Origin of the sequence: Wolbachia endosymbiont (group A) of Dendrolimus pini, assembly GCF_964026835.1 — a bacterium.
Lineage (GTDB): Bacteria > Pseudomonadota > Alphaproteobacteria > Rickettsiales > Anaplasmataceae > Wolbachia > Wolbachia pipientis.
In genome coordinates, this window is record NZ_OZ034702.1 from 830,611 (window position 1) to 849,573 (window position 18,963).

Annotated in this window: 12 protein-coding genes and 2 rRNA genes; 11 read left to right on the plus strand and 3 right to left on the minus strand. The window is 36.8% G+C overall.

The window, feature by feature from the left end; all coding sequences use genetic code 11:
• The first annotated feature begins 10 nt into the window (after positions 1-10).
• The gene (locus tag AAGD66_RS04115; RefSeq protein ID WP_077188558.1) at positions 11-274 is read left to right on the plus strand and encodes a hypothetical protein; all 264 of its coding nucleotides are present in this window, start codon (positions 11-13) and stop codon (positions 272-274) included.
• A gap of 85 nt (positions 275-359) precedes the next feature.
• On the opposite strand, the gene rrf is transcribed toward AAGD66_RS04115, so the two are convergent.
• Both rrf and AAGD66_RS04125 read right to left on the minus strand, forming a co-directional pair.
• Positions 360-466: ribosomal RNA gene (rrf, locus tag AAGD66_RS04120) — 5S ribosomal RNA — on the minus strand.
• A gap of 66 nt (positions 467-532) precedes the next feature.
• Positions 533-3,298 (minus strand): 23S ribosomal RNA (locus AAGD66_RS04125).
• A 335-nt stretch (positions 3,299-3,633) separates the two neighbouring features.
• Here AAGD66_RS04125 and AAGD66_RS04130 point away from each other — a divergent pair.
• From AAGD66_RS04130 to guaA, 3 genes are all read left to right on the plus strand, one after another.
• Entirely contained in the window at positions 3,634-4,710 is a 1,077-nt protein-coding gene (locus AAGD66_RS04130) for a methyltransferase domain-containing protein (protein WP_012673083.1), read from the plus strand.
• Between the two features lie 58 nt (positions 4,711-4,768).
• Positions 4,769-6,553, plus strand: coding sequence for a ribonucleoside-diphosphate reductase subunit alpha (locus AAGD66_RS04135; RefSeq protein ID WP_006280151.1), 1,785 nt, complete (start codon positions 4,769-4,771; stop codon positions 6,551-6,553).
• Between the two features lie 1,081 nt (positions 6,554-7,634).
• Entirely contained in the window at positions 7,635-9,197 is a 1,563-nt protein-coding gene (guaA, locus tag AAGD66_RS04140) for a glutamine-hydrolyzing GMP synthase (protein WP_264723688.1), read from the plus strand.
• 32 nt (positions 9,198-9,229) lie between these two features.
• Here guaA and AAGD66_RS04145 read toward each other — a convergent pair whose 3' ends face one another.
• Entirely contained in the window at positions 9,230-9,937 is a 708-nt protein-coding gene (locus AAGD66_RS04145; protein ID WP_038199715.1) for a TerC family protein, read from the minus strand.
• Positions 9,938-10,358: 421 nt separating this feature from the next.
• Between AAGD66_RS04145 and AAGD66_RS04150 the strand changes: the two genes are divergently transcribed.
• From AAGD66_RS04150 to AAGD66_RS04180, 7 genes are all read left to right on the plus strand, one after another.
• Complete coding sequence (locus AAGD66_RS04150) at positions 10,359-10,517, plus strand: hypothetical protein (RefSeq protein ID WP_264723689.1); 159 nt, start codon at positions 10,359-10,361, stop codon at positions 10,515-10,517.
• Positions 10,518-10,702: 185 nt separating this feature from the next.
• Positions 10,703-11,509 (plus strand): ankyrin repeat domain-containing protein, encoded by an 807-nt coding sequence (locus AAGD66_RS04155; RefSeq protein ID WP_264723690.1) that lies wholly within the window; start codon positions 10,703-10,705, stop codon positions 11,507-11,509.
• 283 nt (positions 11,510-11,792) lie between these two features.
• On the plus strand, positions 11,793-14,288 hold the full coding sequence (gene mutS, locus AAGD66_RS04160; protein ID WP_265024584.1) for a DNA mismatch repair protein MutS: 2,496 nt from the start codon (positions 11,793-11,795) through the stop codon (positions 14,286-14,288).
• A 703-nt stretch (positions 14,289-14,991) separates the two neighbouring features.
• Positions 14,992-15,126, plus strand: coding sequence for a hypothetical protein (locus AAGD66_RS04165; protein ID WP_010962423.1), 135 nt, complete (start codon positions 14,992-14,994; stop codon positions 15,124-15,126).
• Positions 15,127-15,163: 37 nt separating this feature from the next.
• Positions 15,164-16,342, plus strand: coding sequence for a ribonuclease D (locus tag AAGD66_RS04170; RefSeq protein WP_264724261.1), 1,179 nt, complete (start codon positions 15,164-15,166; stop codon positions 16,340-16,342).
• 295 nt (positions 16,343-16,637) lie between these two features.
• On the plus strand, positions 16,638-17,225 hold the full coding sequence (gene coaE, locus AAGD66_RS04175) for a dephospho-CoA kinase (protein ID WP_006280338.1): 588 nt from the start codon (positions 16,638-16,640) through the stop codon (positions 17,223-17,225).
• 252 nt (positions 17,226-17,477) lie between these two features.
• Positions 17,478-18,881: an NAD(P)H-dependent flavin oxidoreductase gene (locus tag AAGD66_RS04180; RefSeq protein WP_182365528.1), complete on the plus strand. Its 1,404-nt coding sequence runs from the start codon at positions 17,478-17,480 to the stop codon at positions 18,879-18,881.
• The last annotated feature ends 82 nt before the right edge of the window (positions 18,882-18,963 follow it).

The following is an 18,963-nucleotide window of genomic DNA, read 5'->3' on the forward strand; positions in this document are numbered from 1 at the left end:
GGTGTGGTGAATGGTAGAGCATATAAAAGAGGTAAATAACACAGGCTTTGGTCAGATGTATCAATTCTTATTTCTTCCTAAAGGAACAGGAACAGATTGGAGGTCAGCATTTCGCCAACAAGAAGAATTATTTAAAAAAGTGGGAGGTAATGTAATATTACCAGAAATCAGTAATTCTCCTTCAAAAGGGAATCAATTAGGGGAAGTAGGAACAATGCTAAATAATGTAGAAAATGACCAAGAACATATAAGAAAAAAAAGATATCGTAGTTAAAGTAAAAACTTAAAGAATAGTAACAAAACAAGAAAGTTAAAATATAAGTATACCTACTGTCTAATTAACAAAGAAATTTTTATAAACTTGGCGGCGACCTACTCTCCCTTTTCAAGTACCATCAGCGCTAAAAAGTTTCACTTCCGAGTTCGAGATGAGATCGGGTGGTTCATTTTTGCTATAGCCACCAAGTCAATAAAAATTTCTAACTTAACAATTTTAACTTAATATTTAACACTGCATACACACATATAGAAAGCAAATAAATCAATCAGGCTATTAGTACTAGTTAGCTTCACATGTTACCATGCTTCCACACCTAGCCTATCAACGTGGTAGTCTTCCACGGCCTTAATTGGGAAATCTTTTTGAAGAGGGTTTCTTGCTTATATGCTTTCAGCAATTATCCCATCTATACATAGCCACCCAGCGATGCTATTGGCATAACAGCTGGTACACCAGAGGTATATCCATCTCGGTCCTCTCGTACTAGAGTCAGACCTTCTCAAATTTCCTTCACCCACGGCAGATAGAAACCGAACTGTCTCACGACGTTCTAAACCCAACTCACGTATCACTTTAATCGGCGAACAGCCGAACCCTTGGGACCTTCTTCAGCCCCAGGATGTGATGAGTCGACATCGAGGTGCCAAACGGTGTCGTCGCTATGAACGCTCGAACACCATCAGCCTGTTATCCCCGGCGTACCTTTTATCCGTTGAGCGATGACCCTTCCATACAGAATCACCGGATCACTATGACCGACTTTCGTCTCTGCTTGGCTTGTCAGCCTCGCAGTCAGGCAAGCTTATGCCATTATACTATCAAGCTGATTTCCGACCAGCTCTAGCTTACCTTCGCACGCCTCCGTTACTTTTTAGGAGGCGACCGCCCCAGTCAAACTACCCACCATACAATGTCCTAGTTCCAGATAATGAAACATAGTTAGATATCAAAAGTGTAAAGGGTGGTATCTCAAGGTTGACTCCATTATAGCTAGCGCCATAACTTCAAAGTCTCCCACCTATCCTGCACATCACACTTTTAATAGCAATGTAAAGCTATAGTAAAGGTGCACGGGGTCTCTTCGTCTAACCGCGGGTACCCCGCATCTGCACGGGGAATTCAATTTCGCTGAAGTGATGTTGGAGACAGTGGAGAAATCGTTACGCCATTCGTGCGGGTCGGAACTTACCCGACAAGGAATTTCGCTACCTTAGGACCGTCAGTGTTACGGCCGCCGTTTACTGGGGCTTCAATTCGGAGCTTGCACCCTTCCTATTAACCTTCCAGCACCGGGCAGGCGTCAGACCCTATACTTCCACTTACGTGTTTGCAGAGTCCTGTGTTTTTAGTAAACAGTCGCTACTCCCTATTTTGTGCCACCTACTCATAGTTGCCTAAAAGCAGGTTACCCTTCTTCCGAAGTTACAGGTATAATTTGCCGAGTTCCTTCAACATCATTCTTTCAACACCTTAGTATACTCTACTCATCCACCAGTGTCGGTTTGCGGTACGGCCTCATAAATATAAGTGCTATTTCCTGGAGCTTCTTTTAAGCATAGATCAATCCAATAAGATCTATACAAATACGAAACCCGTCACACTTAAGAGGTTTAGGAATATTAACCTAATTGCCATCGACTACTCCTTTACGGACTCGCCTTAGGAACCGACTAACCCTACGCAGATTAACTTAACGTAGGAACCCTTAGATTTTTGGTGAGAGTGTTTTTCACACTCTTTTACGCTACTTATGTCAGCATTCTCACTTCCGATATCTCCAGCAGTTTTCACAAACCACCTTCACAGACTTACGGAACGCTCCGCTACCGCGCCTATTGATCGAAATCAATAAGCACTCACATCTTCGGTATACAGCTTTAGCCCCGGTACATTTTCGGCGCAGAAAAACTTATTTAGACAAGTGAGCTGTTACGCTTTCTTTAAAGGATGGCTGCTTCCAAGCCAACCTCCTAGCTGTAATGGTTTTTCTACTTCCTTCCCCACTTAGCTGTAATTTTGGGACCTTAGATAGTGATCTGGGTTGTTTCCCTCTTCACCACGGACTTAGCACCCGTAGTGTGCCTGCTGTATAATTAATTGTTGGTATTCGGAGTTTAGTTAGATTTGGTAAGACGGTGAATCCCCCTAGTCTATCCAGTGCTCTACCCCCAACAACATACATACAACGCTCTACCTAAATAGATTTCGCGGAGAACCAGCTATTTCCAAGTTTGATTGGCCTTTCACCCCTAATCACAACTCATCCAATAATGTTGCAACATTAACTGGTTCGATCCTCCAGTGTGTTTTACCACACCTTCAATCTGGTCATGACTAGATCACTTGGTTTCGGGTCTAATCCATAAAACTAAAACGCCCTATTCAGACTTGCTTTCGCTACGCCTACACCTAACGGCTTAAGCTTGCTTCATAGATTAACTCGCTGACCCATTATGCAAAAGGTACGCTGTCACTCTAAATATCAATAAATTGATATAGAGCTCCAACTGTTTGTAAGCACTTGATTTCAGATTCTATTTCACTCCCCTCCCGGGGTTCTTTTCACCTTTCCCTCACGGTACTTGTTCACTATCGATCGTTAAGGAGTATTTAGGCTTGGAGGATGGTCCCCCCATATTCAAACAGGATTTCACGTGCCCCGCTCTACTCAAGGATTTAAAAACTTTCTACTTATACAGGACTATCACCTTCTATGGTTACTATTTCCAGAGTATTCTAATTCTTATTCTTAAATCACTAGCCTTTTCCGCTTTCGCTCGTCACTACTAACAGAATCTCGGTTGATTTCTTTTCCTTTGGCTACTTAGATATTTCAGTTCACCAAGTTTGCTTTACATACTTAGTACGTAATAACTAGCTAAACTAGTTGGGTTTCCCCATTCGGAAATCTGCGGATCAAAATTTGTTGACAATTCCCCACAGCTTATCGCAGCCTGCCACGTCCTTCATCGCCTCTTAACGCCAAGGCATCCATCAAGTGCTCTTAATAATTTATTTATCCGACTATATGCAGAATATGCAGAGTTAAATATTATTAAAATTGAATTGAGATTAAATTAATCTCTACCATAAAACTTGTCAAACATCTAAAAACTAAATTAATCTTTTATATGTTATAACCTAATAAATAATATGTCAACGCCTTTTTGCACAAAACATTTACTTATATTATCAACAACAATATACTAGCAATCCTAAACAGTATAATCTGAGAAATATGTGGTAAACTTATATATACAGTAAAAATTAATAAAAAAGATATTTTGTAAGATAAAATGTGTTAAAATCAATTGCCTAAAAATGATAATAAACATTCGGAGTATTTCTAACGTATGAAAAGTAATCTCTCTTTTATAAAAAACGTTGCTTTAAATTGTATGTCTAAGCTCATTGGCGTATTAAATATTAAGAAAGTAAAACACTTCATTGTGAATAAATATAATACTCTTCATAAAGAAATGACAGTGCTTCTTAAAAAATCTAAGAACCTGTTAAACACCAACATTGAAATCGGTTTATATCACTTTTATAAAGGTAGCATATCAGATGCAAAGTTACGATTTTGGTTAATTAGCATATTTTACCCCCATTTACCTATAGTCTGGTATAACATCGGAAGGTGTCATTTTGCGGTAGGGAATACTAACAAAGCTTATAATTATTTAACAAGGGCACTAAAATTAGATAATGACCACGAGGAGGCGTCTTACTATATAAAAAAAATGACAAACTCAGCGCCTATTACAGAATTGCCAAAAAACCTCATAAGACAATATTTTGATTACACAGGTGAATATTTTGTTGAGCATTGGTTGATTGCCAAACAATATAGAGGGCATGAACTTGTACACATGATAATTACAAAAATCTTCAACAACTCCACTTCTGAGCTCAATATACTCGACCTTGGTTGTGGAACTGGAATATGTGGTCATTTCTTGAAAATAAATAGTATTGGAAACCATATAACAGGAATTGACATTTCAAGTAGAATGCTAAATATCGCAAGAGGATGCTTTATAAAAGGTAAGCCTGTTTACAATGAATTAATACATATGGAAATGAAAGAGTTTCTTAAACAAGAGAAAAACCAGCAGTATGATGTAATTATCTTTGCTGAAGTGCTACATTATCTACATGACTTTCAAGAAGAGTTGGAATTAGCAAAAAGATCTACGAGCAAAAAAGGAGTTATTGTATGTTTAATAAGAAGAAAGGAAGGTGAAGGTATTGACTTTGTAAATAAAGGAGACTATTTTCGTCACTCAGAAAGTTATGTTCAACATGTTGCAAAAGAAATAAATATGCAAATAAGTTATATGAGTTACTGTAAAATATATGGCAGTCAGGTTGACGGTATCTTGTTTGCATTACAGCATCAACAAGAAAATCCGAAAAACCTAACTTAAAAATCGCTCAAAATGACTTTTAAGTATCTATATATAATAAAAGAATAAAAGGAACTTTATGAATAACATTACCATTAATTACGCAAAGGACAGCAAATTAACCGACTTTGGAAAAGCAGTTCTATCAGACAGGTATTTAATAGAAAATGAAAGTTATCAAGACCTCTTTGCACGTATTGCTAATTACTATTCTGATAATAAAGAACATGCGCAGCGTCTTTATGACTACATGAGCAACTTGTGGTTCATGCCTTCAACACCAATACTCAGCAATGGTGGCACTAAGAGAGGGTTACCTATCTCTTGCTTTCTTAATGAAACCGAAGACAGCTTGCAGGGAATAGTTGATCTATGGAACGAAAATGTTTGGCTTGCTGCACGTGGAGGAGGCATAGGTAGTTATTGGGGAAATTTACGCTCAATAGGCGAAAGCGTAAAGGGTAGCGGCAAAACATCAGGAATTGTTCCATTTATTGTAGTGCAAAATGCTCTAACGCTTGCAATTAGTCAGGGATCCCTAAGGCGAGGAAGTTCAGCAGTCTACCTTCCTGTATCTCATCCGGAGATAGAAGAGTTTCTAGATTTACGCAAGCCAACAGGCGGTGACCCAAATCGCAAAGCGTTAAATATACATCATGCTGTAATAGTAACAGATAAATTTATGCAGGCTGTTGAGAATGATCAAGAATGGAATTTAATAAGCCCTCACAACAATAAGGTTATTTCAACTGTAAAAGCGCGGGATATATGGATCAAAATATTAACAGCAAGAGTTGAAACTGGAGAACCTTACATTATTTTCCTTGATGCAACAAATAACAATAAGCCAGAATCTTACAAAAAGCTCAACTTAGACATCAAGATGTCAAATCTATGCAGTGAAATAACTTTAACCACAGGTTATGATCACCTGAATAAGTCACGCACTGCTGTGTGTTGTCTATCATCCGTAAACCTTGAGTACTACGAAGAATGGAAAGACAATAAACTCTTCATAGAAGATATAATGCGCTTTCTTGATAATGTATTGGAAGATTTCATAAATAAAGCACCGAATGAAATGCAGCGAGCAAAATATTCTGCAGCCAGAGAACGCAGTATTGGTCTTGGTGTGATGGGCTTTCACTCATTTTTACAAAGCAAAATGGTTCCTTTTGAATCAGTAACAGCACAACAATGGAATAAAAAAATATTTAAGTATTTACGCGAGCAAGCAGATATAGTTTCTAAAAAATTAGCAGAAGAAAAGGGAGCATGTTCTGATGCCAAAGAAGTTGATCTAATGGAAAGGTTTACACACAAACTCGCTATTGCTCCTACTGCCTCGATCTCCATTATTGCAGGTAATACCTCCCCTGGAATAGAACCATACGCAGCAAACGTATTCATACAAAAGACACTTACAGGCTCATTTGTAGTGCGAAATAAATTCTTGCAAAAACTATTAGCAGAAAAAAATCAAGACAATGATAAAATATGGTCTTCAATTTCAACAAACGAGGGTTCCGTTCAGCATTTAGATTTTCTTAGTGAGCATGAAAAATTGACATTTAAAACAGCGTACGAGCTTGACCAAAGATGGATTATAGAACATGCAAGTGATAGAACTTCGTATATTTGTCAATCTCAATCAGTAAATCTGTTCTTACCTGCCAACGTACATAAACGTTACTTGCACAAAATACACATGCTTGCTTGGAAAAAAGGATTGAAGAGCTTATATTACTGCAGATCACAATCAATGCAGAGAGCCGATAAGGTCTCGCATGACATATTCAAAAAAAGTGAAATATTGCAACAAAAAACAGATATTGACTACGATGAATGTCTGTCATGCCAATAGCGGCCTTACTCAAAAAAAGTAGAGAGAAAGTTAAGCAAATGGGTAAATAGACTTCTTGCATAACCATATAACGCACTTTTATTGGGAATAGAAACGAAAAAACTTTCTTGACAAACTCCGCCAGCTCCCTTATCATAAAACTGAAGCTATTTATTTATCTTCTCTGTACAGATTAAATGACAAAAAAACTCACGTATCTGGCGTCTCATGTTTAATTTTTTGCACTATGTGCACCTTATGTCTTTATCAAACTTCTACCTACATAAGCTGAAACGCGCTTATAAAGCGTTTAAAACATAAAAAAACGCCAACTTAAAAAATGGATAGTGAATAACTAGCTACCCTAGGGTTTCTTTTGCCTTTTTTTCCGTTTAGTAAATTTCTTAAACATTTATAGCTAAGGTTAGTTGCATTTAAAAGCAGCTGAGTCGCGGTTATTAAGCGTTTAGAATAAAAAAACGCCATACTTGAAAGTATAATGTAAGTAATTAGCCAACTACGGGGCTTCTTTTGCCTTTTTTTTCATTTGGTAAATTTCTTAAACATTTATGGCTAAACGACAATCGTCATCCCGCTACTTGTTAGCGGGATCTCTTGTTAGCGGCTGAGATACCGCGAATGAATCGCGGTATGACGGTTCGCGGTGGCATGACGATAAAGTTTATACCTCGTCATCCCGCTGCTTGTTAGCGGGATCTCTTGTTAGCGGCTGAGATACCGCGAATGAATCGCGGTATGACGGTTCGCGGTGGCATGACGATAAAGTTTATACCCCGTCATCCCGCTGCTTGTTAGCGGGATCTCTTGTTAGCGGCTGAGATACCGCGAATGAATCGCGGTATGACGGTTCGTGGCAGCATGAAGATAATCCCGCTACTTGTTAGCGGCTGAGATACTGCGGCGGTATGACGTAGATTGCTGTCATTCCGCTACTAGTTAGCGCCGCAGCGGTATGGTGTAGGAAAATTAGCTATATAGCTAACTTGTACCACGCGTTAAAGCTTTTAAACAGGTCTTGGTTTACTTACTCCATTATTTTCTTTATTATCAGATATCATTTTAAATAATATGGAGGAGCAAATTGTCAGCAATTGCCATTATTGATTTTGGTTCACAGTTTACACAGCTTATCGCAAGACAAGTAAGAGGAATGGGCGTTTATTGTGAGATATTTCCAAGCAACATCAGTTTTGAAACAATATCAAAATTCAATGGGTTTATTCTCTCTGGAGGACCACAATCTGTAAATGATGATTGTTCTGAAACAAGTAGAGTAGTACATGAAATTATAAAACTTAATGAGGCAACAAACGTTCCTATACTTGGAATATGCTATGGACAGCAACTCATTTGTCATTATTTTGGAGCAAAAGTAAAAGAGAGTTTCAAACAGGAGTTTGGTAGAACTAAAATCAAGATACTAAAAGAATCCCCCATTGTAAAGGATACCTGGGACGTTAATTCTGAAGTGGATGTATTAATGAACCATGCGGACAGTGTTGATACTATACCACATGGATTTACTGTTATTGCATCAGGTGTGATAAATCAAACAATTGCAATGATTGTCAACGAACAGCGGAAGATTTACTGTACTCAGTTCCATCCTGAGGTTAAGCCCACAACAAATGGCAGTAAATTGCTCTCTAACTTCTTGGATATTGCAAATTGCGAAAGGGACTGGACAATGAAGTCGTTTATTGAGGAGCAAAAGGAAAAAATCAAAAATGTAGTAGGAGAGAAAAAAGTAATCGCTGCAGTGAGTGGTGGGGTTGATTCAAGTGTTGCAGCGGCTCTCACACATAAAGCTATAGGAAAACAATTGAACTGTATTTTCATTGATACTGGGTTGTTACGCAAGAACCAGACTATTGCTATGTTGAAAGAGATTCCGATAAACTACGTTGATAAATCAAATTTATTTTTGAGTAGGTTGAAGGGAATAACTGATCCAGAAGAAAAGCGAAAAATTATCGGTAACACTTTTATTGAAGTGTTTGAAGAAGAAGCAAAAAAAATAGGTGATGTGGATTTTTTGATGCAAGGTACCATCTACTCTGATGTAGTTGAGTCAGGGCATGCCTCAGACAACACTAGTACAATTAAGTCTCACCATAATGTTGGTGGGTTGCCAGAAAAGATGAATCTGAAGTTAGTGGAGCCTTTACGTTACCTCTTTAAAGATGAGGTAAGGCTACTTGGAAAAGAAATTGGGCTTTCAGATGAGATAATATTTCAACATCCATTTCCTGGACCTGGACTTGCAGTGAGGATTATAAGTGAAGTCGATGAAGAAAAGGTGCGAATATTGCAAGAAGTAGATGAAATATATATTAATACGATGAAAAATTACGATCTATACGATAAGATATGGCAAGCTTTTGCTGTATTATTACCAATAAAAACTGTAGGCGTTATGGGAGATGGTCGTACGTATGGATATGTTTGTGCTTTAAGGGCTGTAACATCATCTGATGGTATGACAGCCGATGCATTTCCATTTGAAGATAAGGATCAACACTTGCTAGTATTTTGGGATTTTTTACGCAATGTCGGCAGTATAATTGTTAATAATGTTCCCGGAGTAAATAGAGTTGTTTATGATATCACTTCTAAACCACCCGCAACTATTGAGTGGGAGTAAATCAAAAAGATCCCGCTGCTTGTTAGCTGGATCTAGAGATACCGCGAATGAATCGCGGTATGACGGTTAATTTTCTTTATTTTGCTTATAATTTCCACAAGCAGTGCAAACATAAATGAAGAATACAAATATCCTTTTGGTAATTCTATATGAAATCCATGAAGTATGAGGTACACACCGACAAGTAAAATAAATAAAATGGCGATTATTTTTAACCCTGGGTTAGATTTGATTAACTGGGCGGTATAACTTGATAAAAACAGCATTGCTAGCATGGAAAATGTAAATGCTGTAGCAATTATTACCATGTTATAAGTTAGTGCTATAGCAGTTAATATCGAATCAACCGAAAAAACTAAATCTATTAATATAATTTGTAGCACAACTAAAAAAAATTTTGATTTAACGTTTGCTTTCTTTTTATTTTTCTTACATACAAAGATGTCATCCCGTAACTCCATAGAGCTCTTAACAATAAGGAATAATCCCCCTGCGATCATAAGTAAATCCCTTGCTGATGCAGTGTGAAATATAGGTTTTTGCATTGACAATATAGATGATGTAAAAAATAGTATTACAAAACGCATTAATAGTGCTAATCCAAGGCCCATAAGGCGCACTCTTTCTCTCAGCGCATTTGGTACCTTATCTATTGCTAGAGAAATAAAGATTAAATTGTCTACACTAAGTATAGTTTCAAGTAGTGTAAGTGTCAGTAAAGTCCAAGCATCAGTTAGCATTTTTGTTTCAAATTCGGTTCTTCTTACTCTACAATAGATGTGTAAAAATTAAGTGACTTCACTCAGAAGTTTTATAGCAGTTCTCCAGAAAAACAGGATATATAAAGTTCAGCAGCTTCTTCTATTTTCGTTTTTGAGCAAAATCAATAATAAGAGAGTTTCTTATTTTCATGCACGCAAATAAGATAAAGCCTTATTTTCATTTTTGACTTTATTTGAAAATAATATATACTATAAAAATAGTGTGCTAGGTTGAATGAATGTATATTAAAGGATCACCATCAGGCAAAGTATTCGCTGGTTATCAGGCATTTATACCAAGCCCCTTGCCACCAAAATTTGAATGGGACAATGATTTAGTTAATAGTCTTTAAACCCTTACTTTACTATAAGGAAAGTGGTTGAAAACTTAGGTGTCGTATTGACAACAGCCCAAAGAGCAATCGTAAAGCTTGAAGATTTAGGCATCGTTTCACAAACTTCTCAAGGAAAGAGAGATCGGGTTTATTGTGCAACTGATATTTTGAATATTCTAGAAGAACCAACTAAGATTACAGAGAACTTCGATAGCACATTGTAGCTATTGTGATGAATAAATTCAGCAAACAGCAAGCTTAAAGAGTCTGATCCAATGGACATGCTGAACAAAAAGTAAGGAGCTCCTTTTGGAGGATTGTATTAACTTATTAATTAATTGCTTGACTTTTAGCAGGATTTATTATATTATTTATTAATGAGCAATGCAATCAAACCAAGGAGGATAGCATGATAAATAATTTGGATTCAATAATTCTTGGAATAAAAGATGGTGAAAAGGCGATTGAAGATTTAAGGGTTGTTCTTAAAAAAAGAAAAGAAGAAGTTATTACTACACAGACATTTAATTACGCTTTACAATGCCCACAAACTACAAAGGAAGCGATAGTACACGAAATTCTGCTTCATTTTATACAAAATCCTGGCGAGCAATCACTAGAACAAGTAATACAATACTTAGATGGAGCAATACAATCTAGGATATATGCAAAAAACAACCCAATAAGAAATCTAGATGAAGAATTTCGTACTCATATAAACTTTAAAGATGAAGAGGGAAATACATTACTACATCATGCAGTTATAGGTAATAAAACTGAAGAAATAACCACCCTTCTTGTTACATATAGTGCAAATCCTTTGATACAAAACGCGGATAATAAAATTCCTTCATATTTAGCTCAAGGAAAAACAAAAGAAGTGCTTATTAAAAGTATGAAAAAACAAGCTAATACGAAAAAAGAAAGCGCTATGGTAGGCAGTTTGGTGCCTGGCGTAATAATTGGTGGTTTTCTTGGTGTTGTACTTGGAGCTGGTGTGTGTGTTGCAGTAAGTCTTTCTGGTGGTATGATACTAGGTGTAATGATAGCATCTTCTCTTGTTGCTAGTATAGCTATTGGACTGGCCATGTATTTTTTGAGTCAAGACTATGAACAGGCTAAAGCGATAGAAAAAACTATTAGCACTGTTAGCTCTGAAATATCTGTTGATGGTGCAACTGCCGCAAATGATAAAGAAGAGCCACAACTTACATAGAAAAAGCTATAGTATTTTCAAACTAAATAATAAACCTTGTAATTAGGATATTCTGGATTCCAGCGTCACGCGCTGGAATGACAACTGCGTTTTTTGCTTTTTTGTCATCAAATACTCCTACTCTTTATGTCATCCAAGTATCCTGACTACTTGGATCCAGGAAATTTAATTGTTTTAAATTTTGCTCAACGTCCTTCTATACACCTATTTAAATTTTATGTATGTGCAATATAATCTATAATAACGTTGAATTTATTATCAATACAATATATTAAAAAATATTATGAGCTTCGTAAGAGAAAAAAACACCCCTGTGATGGAACAATATTTGAACCTGAAAGCTCAATACAAAGATCATCTGCTATTTTATAGGCTAGGAGATTTTTATGAGTTGTTTTTTGATGATGCTATTAAAGCTGCGAAATTGCTGAATATAGTGCTAACCAAGAGGGGCAATTCAAATGGGCAAGAAATACCAATGTGTGGAGTGCCAGCACACAGTAGTGAATCTTACCTACACAAGCTAATAGATTTAGGATTCAAAGTAGCAATCTGTGACCAATTAGAAACTGCTGATGAAGCAAAAAAGAGAGGCTATAAATCCATAGTAAAACGTGATGTAGTGCGAGTTGTAACTCCAGGTACAATTATAGAAGATTCGCTACTGGAGGATAAAAGCAATAATTATCTCGCGTCCATAGTTGAACAAAATGACGAATATGCTATTAGTTGGCTTGAATTATCGACGGGAAAATTTTTTCACACTTTAACGAGTTTGAAAGCTCTAGATAGTGATTTATTGCGTATATCACCAAGAGAATTATTAATTTCTGAAAAATTCACTGAGGATGAAAAAATTAGATCGGTTTTAAAAAATTATAAAATATCAATTACGCAACACGCACTGAGCTTTTTTGAGTATAGTAAATCTCACAGAACGTTATGCGAGTTTTATAAAATCAGGGAACTTGGGAGTATAGGAAATTTCAGCAAAGTAGAAATCATGGCGTGTGGTGCACTGCTTGAATATGTCAGAGTAACGCAAAGGGGCTCCATTCCAAGGCTTGAATTCCCAAAAACCTATAAGCAACAAAATTTCATGCTTATTGATGCTTCAGCAAGGAGAAATCTTGAGTTGTTTTCAACTCAATTTGGTGAAAAGAAAGGTTCACTAATTTCAGTTATTGATCATACAGTTACAGCTTCTGGTGGACGCCTGCTCAAACAAATGCTCGCTTCACCCCTTGCTTGCTCCAAGGCAATCAATTTGAGGCTCAGCACCGCTCAATTTTTTGTAAATAATCATGATTCACGCAGAAAAATACGAGAGATATTATCTAACATTCCGGATATTGAAAGGTCTTTATCGCGCTTAATACTAGGGCGTGGTTCACCAAAGGATATGAACCTATTGAAAATAGGCCTAGGAAAGACTTTAGAATTGTCTGAGTTCTTATGTAAAATTGAATCAGGTGAAAATGGATCTCTCCCACAACAATATGTCATCCAAACTGAGATCCAGCCAGCGTCACGCGCTGGAATAACAGTAAAATCAGACGAGAGTGAACTAAGCACAATACATAAAAGCCTTGGTAATCATAAAGACCTATTTGAACTGCTAAATAGTGCTATACTTGATAATAATCTCAGTTCCGTGAAAGAGGGAGGGTTTATCTACCCAAAATACAACTCAGAATTATCTGAGTTATCCTACATATTAAATAATAGTAATAAACTAATAACCAAACTCCGTGAATCTTATCGCGACCTAACTGGCATTGCCGCACTCAAAATATTGCACAACAATATACTCGGTTATTACGTTGAAGTATCAGCAAATCACAAAATAACTTCGGATATATTTATTCATAGGCAAAGCTTAGCAAATAGCATGCGCTACACTACTAATGAATTGAAAGAACTAGAAAATAAAATTCTTACGGCACGTGATGCTGCAATCGGCTTAGAAATGAAAATTTTTAGTGAACTGTGTAGTGAAGTTGCTAAAGAGTCTGAAAAAATTGCTCTTGCTGCAAATGCTTTGGCAAAACTTGACATTAGAACCGCGTTTGCAGAGCTTGCAGTGCAAAATAATTACGTAAAACCCATTATTGATGACAGCAAAGAGTTCAATATCTGTAGCGGAAGACATCCAGTGGTTGAAGTTAACGATAAATTCATTGCAAATAGCATCAATTTAGCTGGTATACATCTAATTACTGGTCCTAATATGGCTGGAAAAAGCACTTTCTTGAGGCAAAACGCTCTCATTGCAATTTTAGCTCACATGGGGTCATTTGTGCCAGCAGAGAGTGTACATATTGGAGTGATTGACAAGATATTCAGCAGGGTTGGCGCAACGGATAATATAACAGCTGGTTATTCTACCTTCATGGTAGAGATGATCGAAACAGCAACGATAGTAAATCAGGCAACGGACCGTTCCTTGGTGATACTTGATGAAATTGGTAGGGGCACAGGGGTGTATGATGGATTATCTATTGCACAGGCGGTGATTGAACATATTCACAATGTAAATAAGTGCCGCGCCATTTTTGCAACTCATTATCATGAATTAACTAAAGTAAGCAAATACTTGAAGAACGTGAAATGTTTTTGTGTAAAAATAAGAGAGTGGAACGGAGAGGTTATCTTTCTACATGAAGTAATTGAAGGCATTGCAGATGAGTCATATGGAATACATGTAGCAAAACTTGCTGGTTTTCCTGATTCTGTTTTAAATAGAGCAAGTGAAGTGTTTGAGGAGCTGAAGGCTTGAATCATTATTATAAGTGAAGAATTACCTATACAATCGTGGTAGTAGCTATAGAAACGAAAAACTTACTTGACACCCTTCGCCAGCGCCCTTATCATGATAGTGAAGCTATTGTATTTGCTTTCGCCAATCTGCAGATTAAAAGGTAAGGATTACTTAATGTATCGGCGTCTTATGTTCAATTTTTTGCAGTATATAGATACTGTATGTCTTTACAAAACTTCATCTACATCTAGATTTTTATCTAAATAAGCTGAACGCGCTTATAAAGCGTTACAAGACATCAAAAAATGCCAATACTCGACAGAGATAGTAAAAGACTAGCTAACTCGGGGATTCTTTGTCTTTTTTTCTGCTTAGTAAATTTCTTAAACATTTGCAGCGTAAGTTAGTTGCAATTAAAAGCGGCTGAATCTCGCTTGTCAAGCGTTTAAAACATAAAAAACGCCAATATTTTAAAGCGGATAATAACCCCAGGGCTTCTTTTGCCTTTTTTTTTATTCGGTAAATTTCTTAATATTTATAGCTAAACGACAATCGTCATCCCGCAGCGGGATCTAGAGATACCGCGGCGGTATGACGTAGGACTGCTGTCATCCCAGTGCTCCTTTTTTTGTCATCCCAGTCTGGGATCTATTTTGCATGTAACTCCAATTGTGTTTTGGCATAAAACGCGACGCGTATTAGACTTATTTGCAAGCAAAGCTTGCTAGATCCAAGTAGTCAGGGCACTGGGATGACAGGAGAAGGAAGCACTGGGATTGGGATGGAAAAGGCTATTTGTGTGATGCCAATGAGTGATAGAAAGTTCTGCAAGAAGTCATTAATTGCAAAAATTTAATATAAGTGGTAAAGTAGAACCACTGAATAAAAAACATATGTTAATTAATACAACGTTGGAGCTGGAGGACATATGTGAGGGGTTGATAGCAAAAAAGCCAAAATTTATAGCAGTTGACACGGAGTTCATTAGAAATAATTTAATCTACTACCCAAAATTATCGTTAATTCAAATTTCTTACGGAGAGAAGAGTTTTATTGTAGACGCACTAGTGCCAGAAATTGATTTATCATTCATTAAGAAAATAATGCTAAATCAGGGGATAACCAAAGTGTTTCATAGCTGCCGGCAGGATATAGAATCCTTACTCACTGTGTTTAAATGTATTCCCACTCCCATTTTTGATACCCAAGTTGCTGCTATGTTTTGTCATTATTATCATGACTTTATTGGTTACTCAAAAGTAGTGGAGCAATATCAAGGAATAGCACTGGATAAAATTAAAGCTAAAAATTCAGATTGGTTAAGGCGTCCGTTGTCCGAGGATCAGTTAGACTATGCAATAAACGACGTGATACACCTATATGACCTACACCAAATATTGTGCAATAAACTTGAAGAAAATAATAGGATGGGTTGGTTTCAAGAAGAGATGGAATCAATAGTTAATATAAATAAGTATTTACATAATCCAAAAGATGCATGGAAGAGGATGAAATTTAATTATGAAGTAAATCCAAGGTTGATACTAACTGTTAAAGCAGTTAGTGAGTGGCAAGAAACCTTAGCACAGCGCTATAATATGAACCGTAATAAAATAATCAATAACGCTGTAATAGCTGGTTTTATTGAAAAAAATATAGAGCATGTTGATGAGATTTTAGATGATCTCAAGAGGAATGCAAAAAATATAAAAGATGCAGATTTACTAGAGTTTGTGAATATTTTTAATGAAAATGAGGGAAATTGGATGCAGCAAAACAATACCTTATCGAGTAATTATGACAAATCTGTACTTGATATACTCTCAATTATTTTAGATAGTAAATGTAAAGAAAGTAACATATCAAGGAAATTAGTTTCTTCAAAAGATGAGTTAACCTGGTCAATATCTAGACAGACAGATAAATTATTCAAGGGGTGGAGATATGATTTTTTTGGCAGGTCAGTTGAATCATTTTTGAACACAAGCTCAAAATTTGAGATTTCAGCAGTGAAATCCGCAAATAATATAACCAAAATTCAGAGTAATTTGGTAGAGAATAACTGTTGCTAAAGTAACTTAGATTTATCGACAATCGTCATCCCGCTACGTGTTAGCGGCTAAGAGATACCGCGGCGGTATGACGGTTAAGTAGGGTGTCATCCAAGTAGCCCTGACTACTTCGATCCAGGAAAATTGATTGTGCACTATACAACATAAAAGCTAGATCCCAGACTGGGATGACACCACCTACAAATTGCAATGTTCGTATAGTTATGTGCTTGACACTGGGATCTAGAAAATCTAGTTAATATATATAGAGAAACCTTAGCTATAGTTTCAAAAGAAGTCGAATGTATTTTGTTATATGATTATAAGTCTAACAGGCGGAATTGGGGTAGGAAAGAGCTTTGTAGCTAATTGCTTTCAAGAGTTTGGTGCTGTTGTATTTGATGCTGATTCTGTTGTACACCAACTTTATAAAGTGGATAAAAGCATAATAAGTTATGCAGAGAAAAATTTTCCTGGAGTGGTAGTAAATGGTGAAATAGATAGAACAGTACTGTCTAAATATTTCTTAGCCTACGATGAAAATTGGAAACAATTTCAATCTTTGGTTCACTCTGCTGTGCTGCGTGAATTAGAATTTTTTATTGCCAAGGAAAAAAAGATCGATAGAAAACTTTTAGTTTTAGATGTGCCACTTCTATTAGAAACAAAATTTTATTTATATTGCGACCTTATTGTTTTTGTTCATGCAGATAGCGTTGTGCAAGCTCAAAGACTTAACGAACGCAACATAGATAAAGAAAAGCTTAATCTAATCTCCGATGTTCAGTTATCTATTGAGGAGAAAAGGAAGATGAGTGACTTTATTATCGATACCAGTGTAAGCAAAGAGTATGTTTTTTCTCAAGTAAAAGATATAGTGGATTCATTAAACCTAAACACGTAGCTCTACGTCATACCGCCGCGGTATCTCTAGATCCCGCTAACAAGCAGCGGGATGACGGTTGTCAGGATCCCAGCAGCCTCCCTCCCCTGTCATCCCAGTGTCAAGCACTGGAATGACACCCTTCCGATGGGAACTGCTCTCAAACTACAACAGCATGAGTAGCTATAGAAGCTTTAATGATACAAGAAAAAATAAACAGCTATCATTTTTTTAGTAATTAAGTAAAATAGAGTGAAAGATTGCGAGGAAGTTTTGAAAAATAAGATAAAAAAGATAGTAATTTCAGGAAAGGAAGTGTGGCCAATCATCGAGGGCGGCAAAGGCATTGCAGTTAGTGATGGAAGATCAAGCGGAGCATTTGCTGCAGCAGATGCTGTGGGTACATTTTCTGGTGCAAATGCTAAGCTTATTGATGATAATGGCGAGTTAGTGCCACTAATTTATAAAGGCAAAACAAGAAATGAAAAGCATAGTGAATTGATTGAGTATAGTATTGAAGCTGGAATTAGTCAGGCAAGAATAGCAAATGAAATATCAAAAGGTCATGGAAGAATACACATGAATGTACTTTGGGAGATGGGAGCAGCAGAACGCGTACTTCATGGCATATTAGAAGGAGCGAAAGGTTTGATTCATGGTATTACCTGCGGTGCTGGTATGCCTTATAGGCTTGGAGAAATTGCAGCTAAATATCAGGTTTATTATTACCCTATTATCTCATCGGTGCGTGCTTTTAAAGCATTATGGAAGCGTGCTTACCAAAGAATATCTTCCTATTTGCTTGGTGGAGTAGTGTATGAAGATCCATGGCTTGCTGGAGGGCACAATGGACTGAGTAACAGTGAAGACCCAGAGCTACCACAGGCTCCATTTGAAAGAGTTGCAGAGCTTAGATCTTTCATGAACGAGATCGGTCTTTCAGAAACACCAATTGTTATGGCAGGAGGAGTGTGGCATTTGAAAGATTGGGAACATTGGTTTGACAATCTGCAAATTGGACCAATAGCTTTTCAGTTTGGCACTCGTCCACTTTTGACGAAAGAAAGCCCAATTTCTGCAGAGTGGAAAAAGAAGCTACTCACTTTAGAAGAAGGTGATGTATTTTTAAATAAATTCAGTCCAACAGGGTTTTACTCATCTGCAGTAAAAAATAACTTCATACGTGAGTTGCAGGAACGGAATTCACGTCAAATAAAGTTTTCAGAAAATGCTAGCGAAGAATTTAATAATGAATTTGCAATGGGTAGCAGAGGTAGAAAGATCTACCTTACTGCAAAAGACAAAGAACTGGCAAATACATGGACTAAAGCAGGGTATACAGAAGCAATGAAAACTCCAGATACAACTGTTATTTTTGTGACGCCAGGCAGGTTTGCAGAGATAAGACAAGATCAAATCAATTGTATGGGATGCTTAAGTCATTGTTTGTTTAGCAATTGGAAAGATCATGGTGACCATTCAACAGGACGAAAGCCAGATCCGCGTAGTTTTTGCATACAAAAAACACTGCAAAACGTTATACACGATGGTGATATTGAGAACGAACTCATGTTTTCCGGGCACAATGTGTACAAATTTAAGCAAGATCCATTTTATGAGAATGGCTACGTACCGGCAGTAAAAGAACTGGTGGAAAGGATATTGACTGGGTATTGAGTCAGTGACCTTACCCAGAAAAAGTGGAGAGAAAGTGTGGAATGTTTTTTACAAAAAGAATGATGCATCAAATTGTTCTGGA